Raw genomic sequence first — 17364 nt, forward strand, 5'->3', positions numbered from 1 at the left:
CTCTTCTATAAGCAACGCTTTATTCTCCGGCGTAAGCTTTCAATAAATATTGATTGATTGTTGCTTTGATTTTTTCCAGACGACCAGACTGCTGTTTGACTTCTGATAAGCCCAATGCATGCTCCTCAAGCTTGTGGAAGTCCGTATTTCCTTCCACTATGTCAAGTCCAATACCCTCTGTATAACTCTTATAACGATTTTCAACTACATCATCAAGTACTTTATCATCAATTAGTTTTTGGGCGACTTTTAAACCAACGGCGAAACTGTCCATCCCGGCGATGTGAGAATGAAATAAATCCTCAGGCTCAAAAGAACCTCTTCTAACCTTTGCGTCGAAATTAAGTCCACCGCGACCTAGCCCGCCATTCTTAAGAATTTCATACATTGCTAATGTTGTAGAGTATAAGTCTGTCGGAAATTCATCTGTATCCCAGCCTAATAACGGATCACCTTGGTTAGCATCAACTGAACCTAACATGTTGTTTACACGTGCATAACGAAGCTCATGTTCAAATGTATGTCCCGCCAACGTTGCATGGTTTGCTTCAATATTAAATTTAAAATGATCTTGCAAATTGTAGTTTTGCAAGAATGCGAAACTTGTAGCGACATCGAAATCGTATTGATGTGTCGTAGGCTCTTTCGGTTTTGGTTCGATTAGGAATTGTGCATCAAAGCCAATTTCTTTTGCATAATCTACAGCCATATGGAAGAAACGACCTAAGTTATCCATTTCAAGCTTCATATCTGTATTAAGCAGTGTTTCGTATCCTTCACGACCACCCCAGAATACATAGTTTTCTGCTCCTAATTCTTTCCCGATTTCCAAGCCCTTTTTCACTTTTGCTGCAGAATAAGCAAAGATGTCTGCGCTGTTTGAAGAGGCAGCACCATGAATAAAACGTGGATGCGTGAAATTGTTCGCAGTATTCCATAGTAATTGAGTCTTGCTATCTTTCATGTAATCCTTCATCATGCCAACGATCGTATCAAGGTTTTGATTCGTTTCTCTTAAATTGCTTCCTTCTGGTGCAATATCACTATCATGGAAGCAAAAGAATGGGACATCTAGTTTATCGAAAAGTTCAAATGCAGCTTCTACACGCGCTTTCGCTAAATCCATCCCCGTGTATTTATCCCATGGACGAATCATGGTACCTGCTCCAAATGGATCAGAACCGTCCATTGTGAACGTATGCCAGTAAGCTACACCAAAACGCAAGATTTCCTCCATTGTTTTGCCGCCGATTTCTTCCTTAGGATTATAGAATTTAAATGCAAATGGATTTGTTGAAGTTGAGCCTTCGTATGTTATTTTTTTGATGTTATTAAAATAAGCCATTGACCGTTCCTCCTACAATTTCATAATAAGTGTTTTCTCATCCAGGTTGAGCGTGAGGCTTTCACCGAATGTTCGTTAAACGAATCGGACATTTCATGACAGTGGATCTTCCTTTATCACCCAAAGTGTTTGACATCGTTTACTTACTGCCAAAATTGCTTGATAAACTTCATCCCAAAATGTAAATGCTTACAACGTAAGTATAGCAACACAGTGTTAGTTTGTCTATTGAATGAACAAAGTTTTTGCAAACTAATGTTATACAAGCATGGATACCGTATAATAGATCGTGATGATGAATGAATAATAGGATCATCCAAGGAGGTTGTTATGTCCATGAACACTGTTACCAGTGTTATTTATAGCATACTGGAGTGGATTACTCGTTTTGCTTACATAAATGTATTGTGGATTTTGTTTTCATTGGCTGGTGGAATTATTTTCGGTTTCTTCCCCTCTACAATTTCCATGTTCTCCATTATGAGGGATTGGTTAAGAGGAAACACAGAAGCCCCCCTCTTCAATACCTTTTGTAGATACTTTAAGAAAGAGTTTTGGAAGAGCAATCGTCTAGGACTCTTTATTATGGCTATTGTTCTCCTTATCGGACTTGATCTCTGGTACATTCAAATTAGCCTGAATGAGCTTTTATCATGGACTTATACTCCATTATTTGCATTCATGGTGCTGTTTCTTATCTTTTTGTTCTATCTATTTCCATCCTTTGTGCACTTTGATTTGAAAGTAACACAGATTATTAAAAACGCTTTATTTATTATGCTAATCAGCCCGCTTCATACTCTATTGGTAATTCTGTGTCTCGGTTCACTTTATGTAGTCATGACGTTGGTTCCTGCTCTCGTGTTTATCTTCGGTGGAAGTTCCTATGCTTTTGTTACGATGTGGCTTAGCTTAGATGCATTTAATAAGATTCAGCGAAAACAGGCCTACTAAAACATTCATGAGCTGGGCACACAACCATTCATGGAAACTAATTTCAAAGCAGTCGAGTTGTGATCAAGGTGGTGCGAGCGGAGCCCTATGTAGTTTATCAAACAACATCCGAAGTTGTTTTTCTAATAGGATACATCCTATGATTTTAGGATTCTACGTAACTCCGCCCCTTTTCCACAGAAAAAATTACTTTCTCTTTTATTCTTAAAAAGAGAAAGTGATTTTTTTGAATGACTATCCTTTAACCGCACTGGAGGAGATTCCCTCCACCACTTTATTACTAAAGAATAAATACGCCAGTAGGATTGGCAATACACTGATAATCAGCGTTGCCCCAATAGCTCCCCAATCTGTCATATATTGTCCAATGAAGTTTTGGATCCCTACTGTAAGTGTTTTGTATTTGTCTGAACTAATAAATGTGTTCACAAATACAAATTCGTTCCAGTTATAGATCATGTTGATAATAACCGTTGTAGACATAACCGGTGTGGTCATCGGCAGGATAATTTTAAAGAACATCCGATGAACCGAACATCCATCCATGATCGCCGCCTCTTCTATCTCACGAGGTAACGTATAATAGAAGCCAAGCAGAATCATCATTGTAATAGGCAAATTATAAGCCGTATATGTGATGACAATAGACCATGGATTATCTATTAAATTGACATTTAGGAACATACTGAAAAGCGGGATGATGGCAGAATGAAGGGGAATCATTAAGCCAACCATAAATAAGCCCAACACGAGTTTGCTCAGTTTCCATTTCATTCTAGTGATCACAAAGGTCGCCATACTTGCTAATAAAATGGTTAGCATAATCGCAACACCTGTGATCCAGATACTATTCCAGAAATATATGCCGATTCCACCTTCCCATACCTTCGCATAATTCTCCCATCTAAATTCAGACGGCAATGCAAAGGTGGATTTTGAGAAGATCTCCTGGTTATCTTTTAAGGAAAATAGGAATAGCCATATAATCGGAAAAATCTGAAATAAAGCGACGATTGCTAAACCTACATAAAGGAAAAAATAGCCTACACGCCCCATTGTATAAACCTCCTTAATATTGAATTTCTTCTTTGGTGGCTGTGGCTTTACGTATGATTACGGTCACGACTAGTGTGATGATCAATAACAAGAAGCCGATTGCACTTCCGTAACCAAAATCATTGCTTGAAAAGGCCAGTTTATACATATAGGAAGCCATCACTTCGCTGGCACCGTTCGGACCGCCCCCAGTCATCACATAGATCAGATCAAAGTATTTTAACGAACCAACAACAGCCAGTACGATGGTGACTTTTATCACTCCCATGATTAAAGGTAGCTTAATTTTATAGGCAATTTGGAGAGGCGTTGCTCCATCAATCTTCGCAGCTTCCACTAATGATTCAGGAATGTTTTTCAACGCTGCATAGTAGATTAAAATGTAAAAACCGGCATATTGCCATAAAATAGGAATAAATATCGCGTATAATACAACTGAAGGTTCAGCCAGCCACGCTGGAGGATTTTCAATTCCGATTGCCATTAGGATGCTGTTTAACATTCCGTTTGTAGGATTAAACACTTTAATCCATAACTGTGCAATGGCCACTGAGGACAAAAGCATCGGAATTAAATAGATCTTCCTTAAAAGGTCAGATCCTTTTATTTTTGATGCCAATATTAGTGAGATTGCTAGATAAATAATCAAACTAAGCGTGGAAAATAGGGCAAGTAAAAATGAATGAAGGGCACTCTCCCAAAACTTTTCATCTTGGATTGCATTAATGTAATTTTCCAACCCTATAAACTCCATAGCACCGATGCCATCCCAATCCATTAAACCATAATATCCAGTCAGGACTAGCGGGATGAATATAAGTACACCGATTAACAGGAGTGCAGGGAGAACGTATAATGCTATTACCCACTTATTAGACATTACTTTATCCATAACATTCAACCCCATAACTTTTTGGAAATTGAAAAGGACAATTCAGCAAGAGGGTATGTCCTTTTCCTTAAATGATTACTTCATTAGATTCATATTCTACTATTCTTCTTCCGAAAGTGCATTTTCATGCTCTTTCGCAAACTCTTCCGGTGTCACACTTCCGCCAAAGAGGGCTTGAATCATATCCAAATGAACCTGCGCTACATCTGCACTCATTTGAACGTCTGCAAATAATGTGATGTTACTTGCATTGTTTAGATCCTCAAGAACATCGACATACATTTGTGGCAGATCCAGTGATTCTACATCTACTTTCGTAGCCGGAATTACACCAGCTACTGATACTGATTTTTCTCCCCATTGCTGCACGAAGTATGATGCAAATTCCTTCGCTTCTTCTTTTACGTCAGAGTCTTCAGCAACGAACAGGCCAACACCAGGACCGCCTACAAAGCTGTTCGTATCTCCCTTTCCATCAACTGTCGGAAAGTTAAAATACCCTACAGAGTCTCTGAACTCCTGAGGAACATCTTCATTTGTTGTATAGTTTGGTAAATCCCATGTAGCAATTAAGTACATCGCAGCCTGTTCGTTCATAAACATGCTCTTCGCTTCTTGATCAGATAAACCATTGAAACCTTTAACAAACGCGTCCATACCTACTAGATTCTGCACTTCTTCAGCAGCGGATACCAATGCCGGGTCTTCGAACGAGCCGGACCGGTTTATCGCACTTGTTAAGACATCTGCGCCACCGATTCTGTCAGCAAGATACATATACCATAGAGAACCCGTCCAGCGATCTTTATTTCCTAGAGCAATTGGTGCTACTCCATTTTCATTTAATGTTTTGACTACATTCTCAAACTCTTCATATGTCTCAGGTGCTTCTAAACCATACTCTTCAAATATTGCTTTATTGTAAAAAACAGTTGCAATATTCAATTCAAGAGGCAGACCATACGTACTTCCATCGATCTCATAAGCTTCCGCAGTTCCAGAGACGAAGCTGTCTTTTAAATCCCCTTCAAGCAGGTCATCTAGAGGCGCAAACTTATCGCCACTAACATAAGGTTCTAAAAATCCTGCAGCCCATGTCATCCCTACATCCGGTAATTCATTAGAAGTAGACAACACCTTTAGTTTATCCTTGTATTGCTCATTGCTTAATACCTCAAGTTCAACTGTTACACCCGGATTTTCACTTTCAAAATCCTCAATGATTCCGTTTACAATATCGTAATGCAGTTTTGAACTTCCTTCAGGCCACAAATGCATAAATTCGATCGTTTTGTCATCACCAGATTCTGAAGCATTCTCATCAGTCCCCGCACAACCAGTTACTAATAACAGCGAGGCAAAAATGATAAACATCGTTGTAACCGCTTTCTTATTTCTCAAACTAAACACCCCCAATATTCGTTATTTTGAAATCAGATTTTTTTACTAACCTAAGATTACCACCCAAAACAATGTTTGTCTAGTGGATAAACTAAGTTTGTGATATAAATATATAGTGGTACACTAAGGAAAAATACGAGAAAGAGTTGATCCTCTAGGTGAAGATGATTCAAACATATAATCAACATGTCGTCAAAAAAGGGAACAAGTCATTGGTCTTACAAACTATCCAGGAATACACCCCTATATCAAGGGCAGATATCGCAAATAGAACAGGACTGAATAAAGGAACAGTTTCTTCTCAAGTAAGTGAGTTGCTTAAAGAAAAACTGATTCTTGAGTCGGGCCCCGGAGTTTCCAGTGGTGGAAGACGACCCGTTATGTTGTTATTCAATCAATTAGCAGGCTATTCCATTGGCATTGATATAGGTGTTAACTATATTCTCGGCATCCTAACAGACCTTCAAGGAAATATTTGCAATGAGAAAATGATTCAATTTAAAGACTTGCCTTATGAAGAAATAATCCAGGAGTTATTTATCATTGTGGATGCACTAGTCTCTTCCACGCCTCCAAGTCACTACGGGATAGTCGGAATCGGCATTGGTGTGCCTGGAACCGTAAATACAGACGGGGAAATACTCCTCGCTCCCAATTTAAATTGGAAGAATGTTCATCTGAAAGAAGTTATGGAACAAAAATATAATGTACCCATTCAGATTGAGAATGAAGCAAATGCCGGAGCTTATGGAGAGAAGAAGTTCGGTGCAGGCAAAGACTCCGATAATATTATTTACGTAAGTGTGGGAATCGGGATAGGTGTTGGCCTTATATTGAATGGTCAGCTTTATAAAGGAAACAACGGTTTTTCTGGAGAGTTTGGTCACATGACTATTGAAAAGGACGGTATTAAATGTCGCTGCGGTAACCAAGGCTGTTGGGAATTGTATGCTTCAGAAAAAGCCCTCGTCAACAGTGCCATTCAAAAAGGAATCGAAATGGAAATTGGTCAGGAACTTTCCCTTGAACGTTTAAACGAACTAGCTAATAACGGTCATAAAGAAGCGATTAACGCCTTTGAAGGAATTGGGGATTACTTAGGAATCGGCATTAATAACATTATTAATATCTTCAATCCTGAACAGGTTATTATAGGGAATCGTTTAGCTTCCTCTCACAGATGGCTGGAAGAACCAATCAGGAAAAAAGAGAAACATGCCCTTTTAACTCATCAAAAAGACTTAAGTATTGATTTTTCAACACTATCAACACATTCAACTGCACTAGGTGCGGCGGTTTATGCCAGTGAAAACTTTTTAACTATTGATATCCAGGAAGCTTAAAGGGGGTGGTGCGTTCTTTTGACTAACTACGAAAGCAACCTTGATTAAGATTTTCTCAGCATGTAAATAGGAGAGGTGGAATCACAATGACAACGATTCAAAATCCAATTTTAACAGGCTTCAATCCAGACCCAAGCATTTGCCGTGCAGGAGAAGATTATTATATTGCCGTATCTACTTTCGAATGGTTTCCGGGTGTAGGAATCTATCATTCAAAGGACTTAAAGAACTGGCGGTTAGCTTCAAGACCACTGAATCGCCTAAGTCAATTAAACATGTTGGGAAATCCTGATTCAGGCGGTATTTGGGCCCCTGCTTTATCTTATCGAGATGACAAGTTTTGGTTAATCTATACAGATGTAAAAGTGGTCGATGGACAATGGAAAGACAGTCATAATTACCTAGTTACATGTGCTACCATTGACGGTGAATGGTCCGAGCCTATCCACCTAAACAGCTCGGGCTTCGATCCTTCTTTATTCCACGATGACGACGGTAAAAAGTATCTGGTAAACATGGTATGGGATCACCGTGTAGGTCACCACAATTTTTACGGCATCGTCATGCAGGAATACAGCGTGAGCGAGCGAAAGCTAATTGGAAAAAAGGAAATAATCTTTAAGGGTACCGATATGAAACTGACGGAAGCCCCTCATCTATATAAAATGAATGGCTATTACTACCTTCTCACAGCTGAAGGAGGAACGAAATACGATCACCAGGCGACCATAGCCCGTTCAAACAATCTATGGGGACCCTATAAAGTGCATCCTGACAACCCATTGATTACTTCATTCCCCTATCCTAGAAACCCGCTTCAAAAAGCAGGACATGCTTCGATTGTCCAGACTCATACGGATGAGTGGTTCCTGGTCCACTTAACAGGACGGCCATTACCGCAAGAGGATAAACCACTTTTAGACCCACGCGGTTATTGTCCGCTTGGAAGAGAAACCGCCATTCAGCGACTTGAATGGAAGAATGATTGGCCATATGTTGTAGGCGGCAATCAGCCATCGGTAGAAATTAAAGGACCCGACATTGAAGAAGTGAAATGGGGAAAAGACTTTGCTGAGAAGGATGACTTTCACTCCGGAAAATTGGATCAACATTTCCAATCATTACGTATTCCATTAGGTGAAGAAATCGTATCTTTAAAAGATAATCCAGGACACTTACGACTGTATGGAAGAGAATCATTAACTTCTAAATTTACTCAAGCTTTTATAGCTAGACGTTGGCAACATTTTCAATTTACTGCCGAAACAAAGGTGGCTTTTAACCCAGAAACATTCCAGCAAGCAGCTGGTTTGGTAAACTACTATAATACCCAAAACTGGACAGCCCTGCAGATTACTTGGAATGAGGAAAAAGGAAGAATCCTTGAATTAACAACCTGTGATAACTTCACCTTCGACCAGCCGCTTAAAGACAACCAGATCGTTGTTCCAGAAAACATCGAATATGTCTACCTACGCGTCAATGCAAATAAAACTACGTACGAGTATTCTTACTCATTCGATGGCGAGACCTGGACGAAGATCCCTGTTAAACTAGAGTCTTATAAGCTATCAGATGATTACATTCAGGGGGGCGGCTTCTTTACTGGTGCATTCGTCGGAATGCAATGTCAGGATACATCAGGTCAGAAGCTGCATGCTGACTTTGATTATTTCGTTTATAAGGAAGAGAACTAAACTTAGATACGCAAAGCAACCGTGATATTTCTGTTGAGGAAATATCACGGTTGCTTTTGTTTCTTTAGGGAACTAAAGTAATGCCCACACATACTTTTCGATGTGTGAAGATTACGCTTCAACTGGTTTCATAGTTGTTTTCTTCTTCTTTGGTGTTTCATTCTTCGTCATGGTTAACCCTGTAATTCCGTAGAAGAGAGAAACCATCGGCGTAATGAGCGCTAAGAAACAGAATGGCAGGTAGACACCCGTTGCTACACCCAGTGCACTTGACGTATAGATTCCACTTCCGGTCCAAGGAAGAAGTGAGGCGCTTTGTGTTCCCGTATCTTCTAATATTCTCGAAAGGTTTTCAGGCTTCAAATTTAACCGCTCAAAAATAGGCCTCATCAATGTGCCACTCATGACGCTTGAGAAATAAACAGAACCGCCGATAGCAAGTGTTACATAACTCACTATGATCGTAACAAAGACAAGCATCCCTGTGTGTTGAATCTTATGAGCAAAAGATGCAATGAGCGCCTCTAATACCCCCGCTTCTGCTAACAAACCACCCAATCCAAGGGCAAATAAGAACAAGGCGACAAGGGCGAGCATACTAGTTAACCCACCACGCTGAAGTAAACTATCCACTATCTCAATACCAGATTCTATATGATAACCATCATAGAAAATCGTAATCGTATCTGTAAAGCTGAACCCTTGATAGATCATGGCGACGACTCCACCAACTGCAGCTCCAATAAAGATGGATGGAATAGCAGGTTTTTTTAACATCAGCAAAGTGATCAGAACAACAATTGGAATCATCGGTACGATCCCGAGATTAAAAGTCTGGTCTAGATAAGCAATTAATTGATTAACGCTTCCAGCATCTACAGTGGCCGCACTATACTTTAAACCAATAAAGGTAAAAATCACAGCTGTAATAATATAAGCTGGTATTGTTGTCCAAAGCATGTGCTTAATATGAGTAAATAGCTCACCACCGGTTACGGTTGGTGCCAAATTTGTTGTGTCAGACAGTGGTGACATTTTGTCTCCGAAATAGGCCCCACTAATAATCGCTCCTGCAGTTAGACCCACAGGTATTCCTAAAGCTGTTCCCACCCCCATCATGGCAATCCCAGCTGTCCCAATGGTTCCCCATGAAGTTCCTGTAGCCACTGAAACAAGAGAACAAAAAAGTAATGTTGTGACTAAAAAGAACTGTGGTGAAATCGCTTCTACTCCATAATAAATTAACGTAGGTACGGTACCTGAAGCTATCCATGCACCGATTAAAATCCCGACGGTTAATAAAATCAGCCCAGGCTGCAACGCCCTACTCATCGATCTCATCATCGACTTTTCTACTTGTTTATAGTTAAAACCTAAGCCCATCATAAATGGAACTAGGACAAGCATGCTGATAAACATCAGAATTTGAATCGGTGCATCAAATACCAGAATGCCGATTGAAATAACAGCAATCGCTACAATTAGCATGGATAGTGCATACATGAAAGACGGTTTTCTAATATGATCGGTTTCCAACAAACCACTCCTTAGTGTTGTGTTTTTTTGATCTTAAGATGTCTAGAATGACGCTTTGACATGGGTAAGATCGTGTACAATGAAAAGGTATATATTTATGTTACTATAGATGAAATTTTCAGTAAAATCCCATATAAGTCCATTATCTATGATATAGCGTGATGAATGCCCCTTGCAGCCACGTACGCTAGATGATTCATAGAAATGCTCATGTATTGTGCCGTATACTACGGATCGCACAATTAAAAAAAGTGCAAGACCCTGCATTTTTCCTTTGCAAGGCTTGCACTTATCAAACAACTTCATATTAGATCCGTATTGAAAAACCTCATTTGCTAATCGGGTGATGACCACTGGTTTTATTTTTCGCTTAGACCAAGCGCCTGCGCTGTTGAAGTATGAATTTCCTGGAAGAGCTCTGGGTTTTCCACTAGTGACACGCCATAAGAAGGAATCATTTCTTTTATTTTCGGTTCCCACTCTTTCATATGTTGTGGGAAGCACTTTTCTAATACCTCAAGCATCACGTGAACGGCAGTAGAAGCACCCGGAGAAGCGCCGAGTAATGCAGCGACCGAGCCATCAGTGGCACTAACCACTTCCGTACCAAATTGAAGTGTCCCTTTACCGGCATCAGTATCTTTGATCACTTGTACACGCTGACCCGCTACCACGATATCCCAATCCTCGCTCTTGGCGTTCGGGATAAACTCGCGTAATTCTTCCATGCGTTTTTCATGCGATAACAGTACTTGCTGGATCAAGTATTTTGTCAACGCCATCTCTTTCATACCGGCAGCCAACATAGTAAAGATATTATCAAGCTTCACGGAATTGATTAGGTCAAAATTCGAACCGTTTTTCAAGAATTTTGGTGAGAAGCCGGCAAACGGTCCGAACAGCAATGATTTTTTGTTATCGATATACCTTGTATCAAGATGAGGAACAGACATTGGAGGAGCCCCAACCTTAGCTTTACCGTATACTTTCCCATGGTGCTGCTCGGCAACCTCAGAATTGTTACATACCAAAAATAGCCCGCTAACCGGGAACCCTCCAATATGTTTTGACTCAGGAATACCGGTTTTTTGCAGTAGATGTAAACTTCCTCCTCCACCGCCAATGAAGACGAATTTTGCCGTATGATATTCGATTCGACCACTAGCGATGTCATGTACTTTCACTTCCCACAAGCCATCGCTAGTACGTTTCATATCCTTAACACTATGCCTGTAGTTTATGTCGACGTTTTGACCCTCTAAGTGGTCAAACAGCATGCGCGTTAACGCACCAAAATTGACATCCGTTCCAGAGTCGGTTTTGGTTGCCGCTATCGATTCATTCGATGTACGTCCTTCTATGATAAGCGGAATCCATTCCTTCAACTTTTCAGGATCATCGGAAAATTCCATCCCCTGAAACAACGGATTGTTTGACAGCGCATCAAAACGTTTTTTCAAATACGTAACATTTTCTTCCCCTTGCACTAAACTCATATGAGGTATCGGCATGATAAAGTCCTGCGGGTTACGAATCATGTGGCTGTTCACAAGAAAAGACCAAAACTGTCTTGAAAGCTGAAACTGCTCATTCACTTTTATCGCTTTGCTAATATCTATCGATCCATCAGGTTTTTCGGATGTGTAGTTCAGCTCGCACAATGCAGCATGACCCGTACCCGCATTGTTCCATTCATTCGAGCTTTCTTCTCCTGCGTTTGCGAGTTTCTCAAACACTGTGATTTCCCATTCCGGTGCTAACTCTTTCAGTAATGATCCCAAAGTCGCGCTCATGACTCCGGCACCAATTAAGATGACGTCTGTTTTTTTCTGTACGTTGCTCATGATAACCTTCCTCATCCCCTATATATGCAAAAGAATCAGCGCTCCTGCTTAGGTTTCACAAAAAGCAAGGCGCAATCTAGGAACATACTTTTTCTGTTACGATTATACCATACAGTCTGTTGTAATATGACCCATACATTAGAATGTCTACTATTATCAGATAACATTACACTGATTAACGCTGGAAAAGATGGAGGATTCGTCCATGAGGTATATGTAACCGTTGGATCAGATGTACGAGGTGATTTCCAATTAAAATATGACTCTTTGATCATTCAACAAATGGATCAGAGGTCAGAAAAAGCATCTTTACTGACCTCTGATCCATTTTGATTGGTGTATGAAGAATAATTACTCTATTGTCCTAATAGAATAGTTGCTTATAATGTTTTTAGAGCCTTTTCAATTGATGTTTCCCCACCCACCAGATCAAAGGCTTTGCCGATTGTTTGGTCATCCTCAAGTGAGGCAATAATTACTGAAGCAACATCTTCACGAGAAATTTGCTCAAAGTCAAGGTCAGCCGCCACTTTCACCTTTCCAGTCCCAGGTTCGTTGGCCAATCCTTTAGGACGAACAATTGTATAATCAAGACCACTTTCCTCTAACCAAACATCTGCGTAATACTTAGCTGCACCATAGACCATTAGATTTTTCATCCAATCAGCGTGATTGTTGTCATGGAATCTGTGAACACCAATTCCACTAACAATGACAAAACGTTTTATAACTATACAAACATTGTCGCTACTCACATTGTGCTGATGTCAATTACGAATCGATACTTCACATCTGAAGCTAATACTCGTTCGTAGGCTTCGTCAATTTGGTCGGCTGAAATAACTTCAATCTTAGGAGCAATGTTGTGTTCTGCACAAAAGTCCAACATCTCTTGAGTCTCACGGATGCCACCGATCATAGAACCTGCAAATGAACGACGACGACCGATTAAATTAAACGCGCTTAGTGACAGCGGTTCTGCAGGAGCACCGACGTTTACCAGAGTGCCGTCAAGAGTGAGTAGCCCTAAATAAGCATCCATGTTAATCTTTGCACTTACTGTGTTAATAATTAAGTCAAAGGATTCGGCAAGTTTCTCAAATGTTTCTGGAACACTTGTCGCATAGTACTGCTTTGCGCCCAATTGCAAGCCATCGTCCTTTTTCTTCAATGTTTGGGACAGAACAGTGACCTCTGCTCCCATGGCATGTGCAATTTGGACAGCCATATGACCAAGACCTCCCATACCAACTACCGCTACTTTCTTACCTGGACCAGCATTCCAATGATTGAGTGGTGAATATGTCGTAATACCAGCGCAAAGTAAGGGTGCTGCTACATCAAGCTCAATGTTATCAGGGATTCTGAGTACGAAATCCTCCGTTACGACAATGTGGGTAGAATAGCCGCCTTGAGTAGGCTCGCCATATTTATCTACACCAGCATAGGTAGGGACATTCCCTTTAAGACAGTATTGTTCTTCTCCTTTACGGCAATTCTCACATTCACCGCAGGAGTCAACCATACATCCAACTCCTACCCGATTACCAACCTTGTATTTTGTAACATTAGGTCCTACAGCCGTAACAACTCCTGCAATCTCATGACCAGGAACAAGAGGATAGTTTACTGGACCCCATTCACCATGTGCAGTATGGATGTCTGAATGGCATATACCTGAATATTTAATCTCAATTAGAACATCATGCAAATCTAGATCGCGTCGTTCAATTTCAGCTGCGCGAAATGGCTTGTCCGGACCATCAACAGCTCTTGCTTTAGCAGTTACCATTAATAAAACCTCCTGTAATTCATGCTTTTTAAGAGAATATGTTTGTATCAGGTAAATGAATTACTCAGGTAAAATTTACCCTTATTCATTTCGATTCCAACTTTTTCTCTTGCAAAACAATGTTAATCCTTATAGTTAACTCTAGGTCAAGTGATTTTAAAATTTTTCTGAAGATCACCTCGGGCAGACAGTTTTCATATCATTTATCCATCTAGCCTATATTAGTTACATATTTTAAAAGCAAGTATATCTCAATTGAACCGAGTCAAAGTTACTTTCCCTTTAAAGTAACTTTGACATTCAGCAAAAACAGCGATAAAATCCTCTCACAACAATAGAGTTAACTCGAGATCTATCTATCAATTGAAAGGGGAGATAAATGTTGAAGACATATTCTATCAGTGAAGTTGCAAAAGAATTGAATCTTACAGTCTATACCTTGCGTTACTACGACAAAGAGGGACTTATGCCTTTTGTAGAACGGGCAGACAGCGGAACACGCTTGTTTAAAGAATCTGATATCGACGCTTTAAAAATAATTGAATGTCTGAAATCTACAGGGATGCCTATTAAGGAAATTAAAAACTTCATTGATTGGTGTTCTGATGGGGATTCAACGTTGCAGCAAAGATATGACATGTTTATGGAAAGAAAGGCTAGTGTAGAAGCGCAGATAGAAGAATTAAAAAAAACAATGGAACTCATCGAGCATAAATGTTCCTATTATAAAACTGCTTTGGATGCTGGAACGGAAGATATTCATAAAAACGATAAAATAGAGATTACTAATTAATAGAAGCCACCGCTTCGTTTTGTTCAATACTTTAGTTACATACAATTAGAACGACTCTATAACACCGGGAGTGCTCCAACAATTATGTTGTGCAATTATAAATTTCTCCCATTATTCTCATATAAAAGAGAACTATATAATCTGCAAAAAGATGAAAACAACAGAATTATTCCTGACTAGTTTCGATATTCTTTAATATTTTCGCAGGTACACCCTGTTTTTGACACCCTAAGATTACTGAAAGTTGACGGTATTGCCTGTCCGGAAGTGGACGAGTATAATGTCCATGAATATAATCCGGCGAAAGGAAAAGACGCCTCCCATAATGTATAACTGCGCCAACAGTTATACAGGAGACGTCCCAACAAAAAGTATATGGTTATTGTATCAGATTATCAGCTGATTGACATTCATACTACTTGTTCGTAAATGGGGTCATCATCATAACCAGCATCCATGGCCTGATAGCGCAGTGATGGAATGGAGAGACGTTCGTGAATTCCCTTTAATAAGGGGATTGCTGCCTTTCCACCGTTCAAGCTACCCGATGAGAAGAGGGATTGTAGTATGTATTGACTCGATGTACCAACGGCCAAGTGTCCCTTATAGCCATACCAAAAAACGTTTTTGCCTTCACTGTTCTTTTTCATGCCCCAAGTAGGGCCTTGAGGAACTTCAGCGCGCAATTCAGCTAAAGATGCATCCAGTTGCGCTTCGATCTACAAGAATTGACCGCTCACCCAAATTTGAACAAGCAGTCAATTCCAATGCCTTTCACACCAAAAATAGAAAACTCAAACCCAATCATTTTTGTGGAACAGCCATGTTCTGTTGTTGGTCATTACCCTCTTTACACCAAACAATTAAATTTGGGCACCGCACCCACTTATGGGCGACCTCATTCTTTTGCCTATACGAATTTTTTTATGTATAATGGACATATAAATAAAGAGAGAAGCGTCGACACTTCTCTCCCTGCAACCTCTACCGTCAGGGTGGTGGTTGTCAGAAGTTACTTGTTATCTTGAGAACCACCCTTTTGCTTGTGACGGCGTAGGGTGGTTTTCTTGTCCTCTAGTACGTTTTTTCGAATTGGTTTGGCGATTAAACAATACCACAAGATAAGCATACTTCTTTATTTTTTTATGTCTTTTTAAGGTATTTTTGTTTTTAGAACTGCTTCTAGAGAGCCATCGCATTAGCGATTTCGTTCTTCTGCTGCTTCGGAAGCAAGAGAACCGCCCCCGTGCATCCACCAGGAACAGTAGCCTTTGAGAGGGTCAAAGATTGCTCCAAATATGTCTCACTTGGCTCCCCCTTAATGGTTCAAGTGTGTATCTCTACAGAATATAATCTATATTCCCTTGTTCTCGCACAAAGTATTCTTTAAAAGATTTCTTCATAAAAGCTGCTACTGGACCTGTAACGGGAACTTTACTCCGGGTTCCACCCCAAATTGTATCAGCCTCAATATATGCAGCATTGTCTCCACCCATCTCCATCACACATAGTACTTCAGGTGTATAAAGTTTGTTTGTATTGCTGACTTTCAACTCATGAGCAATATTTTGGGCAATTACTTTTGCACCTGCCATTGCATTGTGCCCCATTTTCGGACCCACCATCTGAATCATATCCCCTGTTGCAAATACATTTGGATAATGAACCGAACGCAGTTGTTCGTTGACCGGAACAAATCCACCCTCACCTTCCAAACCACTTCCTTGTAATCCCTTTGGACCTTCGTATGCAGGCATGATAAACGACAATTGACTTTCCAAAACAGGACCATCTTTAAACCGAACTTCATTTTCTGCTATTTCACTCAACTCTACGTTGACATGAAGATGAACGTCATGTTTTTCAAACTGTTCTTTGACAAAATCTTGTACTACTGGTCCGCCCGGAGCAAAAGCAACAGGCTTAGCGGTAAAATAATGAAATTCTGTTTGATCCCTTATACCTTTTTCACGAAGATAATGATCGAGTTGAAATAAAACTTCAAGAGCCGGTCCTTCGCAAGGGCTGTTTGCTGCTACACCAGCCACGAAAGTACCACCTTTAAAAGATGAAATCGCTTTACGAAGCTCTAAAGCCATGTCGATTGTTTGTAATGAATGACCGTAATCCTTAAATCCAGGGATTTTTTCATATGCGAAATGTGCACCCATCGCCGTAACAAGATAATCGTAATCAATCGTTTGGTCGGAAGCATAGACTTTCTGTTCCTTAGGGTCAACCTTTTCAATATCACCAGCTAAAAAGTCAATATTTCTCTTGTGTAGTAACTCAGGTAATGACAGGACAATTTCTTCAGGATCAATATGACCAATTGCCACACCTGGGAAGGCTGCACGCATATAGAACTTGTCCAAATTTGAAATTAACAAAATATCATGTTCATTCCCTAATTCATTTCGAAGGGACTGTGCAGCAACAATCCCACCAAATCCTCCACCTGCTATAATAATTTTTGCCATGCAATATCATCTCCTTACTTTTTTTATACTCCATATGGTATCCAATAAATGTGATGAAAGTGTTAAGTAATATAAACTTTTCTAATATTTCGCTTATTCAATTGATTTATTGATTTCAAAGGTTTTTTGAAGCACTCGATCATCTTACTTTCATGACTTTCGTATATTAGTTTGTCCGCATATTTGAATTAAATCGACTTCCCGCCTTTACTTTCCCCTCCACCCTTATTA

General features: G+C 40.0%; 14 protein-coding genes and 1 pseudogene. 5 read left to right on the plus strand and 10 right to left on the minus strand.

Annotated features, from left to right (window positions below; all coding sequences use genetic code 11):
• Window positions 1-19 precede the first annotated feature (19 nt).
• On the minus strand, window positions 20-1345 hold the full coding sequence (gene xylA, locus HHK01_RS15010) for a xylose isomerase (protein ID WP_170008524.1): 1326 nt from the start codon (window positions 1343-1345) through the stop codon (window positions 20-22).
• A 336-nt stretch (window positions 1346-1681) separates the two neighbouring features.
• On the opposite strand from xylA, the gene HHK01_RS15015 reads away from it, so the two are divergent.
• Complete coding sequence (locus HHK01_RS15015; protein WP_170008525.1) at window positions 1682-2299, plus strand: YesL family protein; 618 nt, start codon at window positions 1682-1684, stop codon at window positions 2297-2299.
• Window positions 2300-2533: 234 nt separating this feature from the next.
• On the opposite strand, the gene HHK01_RS15020 is transcribed toward HHK01_RS15015, so the two are convergent.
• From HHK01_RS15020 to HHK01_RS15030, 3 genes are all read right to left on the minus strand, one after another.
• Window positions 2534-3355 carry a carbohydrate ABC transporter permease gene (locus HHK01_RS15020; RefSeq protein ID WP_170008526.1) on the minus strand — a complete coding sequence of 274 codons (822 nt, stop codon included), beginning with the start codon at window positions 3353-3355 and terminating at the stop codon, window positions 2534-2536.
• Window positions 3356-3368: 13 nt separating this feature from the next.
• Window positions 3369-4247: a carbohydrate ABC transporter permease gene (locus tag HHK01_RS15025; protein ID WP_170008527.1), complete on the minus strand. Its 879-nt coding sequence runs from the start codon at window positions 4245-4247 to the stop codon at window positions 3369-3371.
• Window positions 4248-4346: 99 nt separating this feature from the next.
• Window positions 4347-5648, minus strand: coding sequence for an extracellular solute-binding protein (locus tag HHK01_RS15030; protein ID WP_170008528.1), 1302 nt, complete (start codon window positions 5646-5648; stop codon window positions 4347-4349).
• Between the two features lie 164 nt (window positions 5649-5812).
• Here HHK01_RS15030 and HHK01_RS15035 point away from each other — a divergent pair, with 164 nt between their 5' ends.
• Both HHK01_RS15035 and HHK01_RS15040 read left to right on the plus strand, forming a co-directional pair.
• Window positions 5813-6991 carry an ROK family transcriptional regulator gene (locus HHK01_RS15035; RefSeq protein ID WP_170008838.1) on the plus strand — a complete coding sequence of 393 codons (1179 nt, stop codon included), beginning with the start codon at window positions 5813-5815 and terminating at the stop codon, window positions 6989-6991.
• Between the two features lie 86 nt (window positions 6992-7077).
• Window positions 7078-8688, plus strand: a complete 1611-nt coding sequence (locus HHK01_RS15040) for a glycoside hydrolase family 43 protein (RefSeq protein WP_170008529.1) — start codon at window positions 7078-7080, stop codon at window positions 8686-8688.
• A gap of 111 nt (window positions 8689-8799) precedes the next feature.
• On the opposite strand, the gene nhaC is transcribed toward HHK01_RS15040, so the two are convergent.
• Window positions 8800-10224 (minus strand): Na+/H+ antiporter NhaC, encoded by a 1425-nt coding sequence (gene nhaC / locus HHK01_RS15045; protein WP_228027603.1) that lies wholly within the window; start codon window positions 10222-10224, stop codon window positions 8800-8802.
• Window positions 10225-10583: 359 nt separating this feature from the next.
• Window positions 10584-12068, minus strand: coding sequence for a malate:quinone oxidoreductase (locus HHK01_RS15050; RefSeq protein ID WP_170008530.1), 1485 nt, complete (start codon window positions 12066-12068; stop codon window positions 10584-10586).
• Between the two features lie 126 nt (window positions 12069-12194).
• Between HHK01_RS15050 and HHK01_RS15700 the strand changes: the two genes are divergently transcribed.
• On the plus strand, window positions 12195-12401 hold the full coding sequence (locus tag HHK01_RS15700; RefSeq protein ID WP_228027604.1) for a hypothetical protein: 207 nt from the start codon (window positions 12195-12197) through the stop codon (window positions 12399-12401).
• Window positions 12402-12448: 47 nt separating this feature from the next.
• Here the strand turns inward: HHK01_RS15700 and HHK01_RS15055 are convergent, their stop codons facing one another.
• Together HHK01_RS15055 and HHK01_RS15060 are read right to left on the minus strand one after the other, a co-directional pair.
• Window positions 12449-12823, minus strand: a complete 375-nt coding sequence (locus HHK01_RS15055) for an SDR family oxidoreductase (protein ID WP_170008531.1) — start codon at window positions 12821-12823, stop codon at window positions 12449-12451.
• Window positions 12820-13860, minus strand: a complete 1041-nt coding sequence (locus HHK01_RS15060) for an NAD(P)-dependent alcohol dehydrogenase (RefSeq protein ID WP_170008532.1) — start codon at window positions 13858-13860, stop codon at window positions 12820-12822. Before HHK01_RS15060 ends, HHK01_RS15055 begins: the two co-directional genes overlap by 4 nt.
• A 382-nt stretch (window positions 13861-14242) precedes the next feature.
• Here HHK01_RS15060 and HHK01_RS15065 point away from each other — a divergent pair, with 382 nt between their 5' ends.
• Window positions 14243-14653, plus strand: a complete 411-nt coding sequence (locus HHK01_RS15065) for a MerR family transcriptional regulator (RefSeq protein WP_170008840.1) — start codon at window positions 14243-14245, stop codon at window positions 14651-14653.
• Between the two features lie 416 nt (window positions 14654-15069).
• Here HHK01_RS15065 and HHK01_RS15070 read toward each other — a convergent pair.
• Window positions 15070-15372 (minus strand): annotated as a pseudogene (locus tag HHK01_RS15070) (transposase); the annotation flags it as partial.
• Window positions 15373-15993: 621 nt separating this feature from the next.
• Entirely contained in the window at window positions 15994-17133 is a 1140-nt protein-coding gene (locus HHK01_RS15075) for an NAD(P)/FAD-dependent oxidoreductase (protein WP_170008533.1), read from the minus strand.
• Window positions 17134-17364: the final 231 nt, after the last annotated feature.

The sequence above is a fragment of the Bacillus fonticola genome (assembly GCF_012955605.1).
Taxonomy (GTDB): Bacteria; Bacillota; Bacilli; order Bacillales; family JC228; genus Bacillus_CG; species Bacillus_CG fonticola.

Bases quoted from the DNA above. Each gene is read 5' to 3' on its own strand.
- xylA (WP_170008524.1), bottom strand. From the start codon at position 1,345: ATGGCTTATTTTAATAACATCAAAAAAATAACATACGAAGGCTCAACT.
- HHK01_RS15015 (WP_170008525.1), top strand. From the start codon at position 1,682: ATGAACACTGTTACCAGTGTTATTTATAGCATACTGGAGTGGATTACT.
- HHK01_RS15020 (WP_170008526.1), bottom strand. From the start codon at position 3,355: ATGGGGCGTGTAGGCTATTTTTTCCTTTATGTAGGTTTAGCAATCGTC.
- HHK01_RS15025 (WP_170008527.1), bottom strand. From the start codon at position 4,247: ATGGATAAAGTAATGTCTAATAAGTGGGTAATAGCATTATACGTTCTC.
- HHK01_RS15035 (WP_170008838.1), top strand. From the start codon at position 5,813: ATGATTCAAACATATAATCAACATGTCGTCAAAAAAGGGAACAAGTCA.
- HHK01_RS15040 (WP_170008529.1), top strand. From the start codon at position 7,078: ATGACAACGATTCAAAATCCAATTTTAACAGGCTTCAATCCAGACCCA.
- HHK01_RS15050 (WP_170008530.1), bottom strand. From the start codon at position 12,068: ATGAGCAACGTACAGAAAAAAACAGACGTCATCTTAATTGGTGCCGGA.
- HHK01_RS15700 (WP_228027604.1), top strand. From the start codon at position 12,195: ATGACCCATACATTAGAATGTCTACTATTATCAGATAACATTACACTG.
- HHK01_RS15060 (WP_170008532.1), bottom strand. From the start codon at position 13,860: ATGGTAACTGCTAAAGCAAGAGCTGTTGATGGTCCGGACAAGCCATTT.
- HHK01_RS15075 (WP_170008533.1), bottom strand. From the start codon at position 17,133: ATGGCAAAAATTATTATAGCAGGTGGAGGATTTGGTGGGATTGTTGCT.